Annotated in this window: 2 protein-coding genes; both read left to right on the top strand. The window is 64.7% G+C overall.

The window, feature by feature from the left end:
* Positions 1-329 (top strand): integrase core domain-containing protein (locus tag OF819_RS28945; RefSeq protein WP_267246618.1); only part of this gene is annotated, 329 nt, incomplete at its 5' end.
* 557 nt (positions 330-886) lie between these two features.
* The gene (locus OF819_RS28940) at positions 887-1,306 is read left to right on the top strand and encodes a hypothetical protein (RefSeq protein ID WP_267246617.1); all 420 of its coding nucleotides are present in this window, start codon (positions 887-889) and stop codon (positions 1,304-1,306) included.
* The last annotated feature ends 237 nt before the right edge of the window (positions 1,307-1,543 follow it).

Below are 1,543 nucleotides of genomic sequence, written 5' to 3'. Positions count from 1 at the left end.
AAGCTGGTGAAGGACGCCATATTTCACTCGGACCGGGCAGCAACTACATGTCCGCCGAGTACGCCAAGGTCCTCGAAGGGCTGAACCTTCGCCGATCGGCCGGCCGAACCGGGATATGTTTCGACAACGACATGGCGGAATCGTCCTTCGGGACCTTGAAGAACGAACATGTATCTCGAGTGACGTACTTGACCCGCGAGGCGACCCGACACGACATCAGCCAGTACATCGAATTCTGGTACAATCGCGAACACCTTCACTCGGCTGTCGGCTATCACCCTCCGCGAGAAGTCCACACCGAACATGTGAAGTTGCGAGCCGTCGCGTGAATTAGAGAGTCAGCTCCCTGTCCGAAGAACGCGAGGCCCCTCACTGACCAGCACCGGCCTGATCGCGGACGGCTGACCGACATCACGAATTCAAGTTCAGTAGCAGCTCGGCAGCGTGGAGATGTGCCCATTCTCGTCTCCATGGAGTTACTTGGCCTGCTCAATGGCCGATTCCGAAGTGTCGTCGGCCACGTAGTAGATCGCCTTCACGCAGACCGGAAGTTCCTTCCCCTTCCCAGGCGATTTCGCCAGGCGGATCCTGCTGCGCAAGCGCTCGCCGACTCGTACTCCGTCACCCTGATGAGGGCGGCTTCGAGTCTCTGGCGGGCTCGGCCGGCTCCGCGTATCCCTCGACAGCGGTGGCGAGCCTGGTCGCATCAGCGGCGCCGCTCCTCCGCCTGCGCGGCTGCGCTCTGGGCGATGTTCGCTGTGCTTGACCGGCCGGAGCCCGTCCACCCTGCCCGTGGTGGTTGCCACTGCGGGAGATGGTCGCCCGTGAACACGCGACGCCATGATCCCGCTCCCCGCCTGTCAGTGGTAGCCGCCATCATGGGGACATGGCCAACCCGAACCTGACCACCGGCAGTGTCTGGCGGCTCCACCACGGCGACGAGCAGATTGCCCGTCTGACCGTGACCGGTGCCGACATGCCCTGGACCCACGCCGAAGTCGAGACGCTTCCCGGCTTTGAAGAATTCCGTCTCCTCTTCGCTGAGCAAGAGCGGGCAGTCGACGAGGAGGACTGGGCGCAGGCCGACGCCTGCTACACCAAGATCCGCAGTACGCTCACCATGACGTTTCCCGACGGCAGCCCGGTCGCCGAGTTCATGCTCCACATTCACGATGACAGCACCGCCGGCTGGCGCTGGCACGACGAGCTCTTCGACACGGTGAACCCGCGACACGCCGGACTCGCTGCTTCCGGGACGAAGAAGCCGCAGCGCCAAACTGCCGCGCCGCGCCCGGCAGGACACTGACGATCTCCTCCAGGCGGCGTACGCCCTCCGCCCTCGCCTCGCGGCTCGCCGCATCGACCCCCCCGGTCCGCAACAGCCAAACACTCTGACGTCCCAGCCCTCTCATGTGGTCTAAAAAGACCAGGCGGCCCGCCGATCAGGGTCTGGTGCAGAGCAGGCGCAGGGTGACCGGTCCGGACGCGAGAGGATGGCTGTGGCGCCGTCGCCGTGATCGCGAGAGGGCCGAGCGGGTCCCGC

Origin of the sequence: Streptomyces sp. PR69, assembly GCF_026420845.1 — a bacterium.
Classification (GTDB): domain Bacteria; phylum Actinomycetota; class Actinomycetes; order Streptomycetales; family Streptomycetaceae; genus Streptomyces.
Note: the sequence above shows the minus strand (reverse complement) of the source record. Positions and strands in the feature narration are given on the sequence as shown.